Here is a 1,631-nt window from a genome sequence, read left to right as displayed (position 1 = left end):
GGGCTATTCCTGCCCCCCGATGAAGCTCGCTGCACTCCTGGACCAGGTCTGCCTGGACTTTGGCGGTTGGGAATGGGAGGCGGCTCCCGAGAGCGATTTTCTTATCTTCCGCGCCCCAAACAGCCCCCGACGGCGTCCACTAGCCCCCTAAGGTTACCAGGAGAGTTTTTCTTGTTTCTGCCGACAATCTTGGTATGAAAGTTCCCCATCTGCTATCCGCCACCGGTGTTTTGATTGCCTTTATCGAGCGCGACGCTGCGCTCTACGCCCGTGTCCGTTTTGCAACGCACCGAGGCCAGCCCGTGGAGTTCGTCTCCTCAACACCCGTCCTCAGCGAGAGCCAGTTTGTCGGGGATTATGTAGGAGTCAGCTACCGCCCCGAGCAACCCGAGGGAGCGTGGATTTCGTAAACCCGTCCCCTAGTACGTGTTCACCCGCGCCACCAGATCGCCCTCATCGCCAGACTGAACATAGCGCCCTGAGCGCGTGTTGCCGTTCTCGTTCTTTGCCACAATCGCCCGCCCGTTGTCATCGTCGCCATCGGGGCCGCACGACCAGAGCTTGAACTTGTCACCTGCCTCGCGCCGGTAACCGAATGGCTGCCCAAAGCGCGGTGCGAACGGGTCGTCGGGGAGGGCCTTGAGATAGCCTGCGCTCACTAGCTCTGCAAGCGTCGCAGGGTAGCTCCCTTTCTCCAGCCGATACGCGCGGAGGGCCAGATAGGCTCGCATTAGTGCCGTCTCCGCCCGAGCTGCTGTGTCTTTCTGCCCCGCTTGTGCAAAAACGGGCATCAGAGTCGCGTTCAGGGGATCATTCGGCATACGAGGACCGGGGCGCTTCGGATCGTACGGGAGCTTTGCCTGCTCGGCGAGCTCGGACATGTAGCGCCCACTCTCAGCAAAGATATGCTTTTTCGTGTACCAGAGAAGCTGAGCGGTCATGAGCGAACGTACCAGAGTCCGTTGGGCCACACTGGGTTTCTCATAGCCTCCCGTATCAGGCATCATCACCATCGTGGATTCTGCCATCTCGTTCTCCGTGTAAAGCTGTGCCATCTCCCACGCACTCCCTCGCATCATTGTATAGCTATTGGATTGTGTGTAGTCCCGCTCATCCAGGAGCACACTCTGAAACGAGTAGCGCTTCGGCTCTAGCGCTTCGAGGCGCGTGGCTGCGGCGCGTGCAGTCTTTGTATCCAAACCATCGGCAAGTTCCCAAAGTGGCTTTCTGCCAATGGCCTCGCAGGCAATACCAACTAGCTCCCCAATCAAGTGGCTCCGGTGTGCGGCGAGTATCCCAAGCTCTATCGAATCTACCGCGCACTCTGCCGCTTTGTCTTTTTGTCCGAGGTCAGCATAGGTACGGCTGGCGAAGCTGAGCATACGGGCCAGCTCCCGATGGTTGGCAAATGCAGGGAAAAAGTTAGCGCCGAGATCCCCATACTTTCCAGGAGCAGCATAGTCTTGGCTCAGCGCCTCACGGAGCTTGGCGATAGCGGCTTGATTTTTCGCCAGAAGCACTTTGCGCCCCTCTAGAGGCTGGGGAGGCTTGACACTTTTTCGGAGTTTGGCATCATAGCGAGGACTCGGTGAGGTAGCAATCTCGCCCAGCTTGCTTATCTCCACTTTTTT

2 protein-coding genes are annotated in these 1,631 nt (G+C 58.4%); one reads left to right on the top strand and one right to left on the bottom strand.

Going from position 1 to position 1,631, the window contains the following annotated elements:
• The first annotated feature begins 194 nt into the window (after positions 1 to 194).
• On the top strand, positions 195 to 410 hold the full coding sequence (locus RMO15_RS31625) for a hypothetical protein (protein WP_309722780.1): 216 nt from the start codon (positions 195 to 197) through the stop codon (positions 408 to 410).
• A gap of 9 nt (positions 411 to 419) precedes the next feature.
• On the opposite strand, the gene RMO15_RS31620 is transcribed toward RMO15_RS31625, so the two are convergent.
• The coding region (locus tag RMO15_RS31620) for a type II secretion system protein GspG (RefSeq protein WP_309722777.1) at positions 420 to 1,631 on the bottom strand (1,212 nt) is incomplete at its 5' end.

It is taken from the genome of Armatimonas sp., from assembly GCF_031410135.1.
Lineage (GTDB): Bacteria > Armatimonadota > Armatimonadia > Armatimonadales > Armatimonadaceae > Armatimonas.
The sequence above is the reverse complement of the archived record's forward strand: the minus strand, read 5'-3'. Positions and strand labels throughout refer to the sequence as shown.

What these genes read in the sequence shown, in the direction of transcription:
- RMO15_RS31625 (WP_309722780.1), top strand. Translation starts at nt 195, where the DNA reads ATGAAAGTTCCCCATCTGCTATCCGCCACCGGTGTTTTGATTGCCTTT.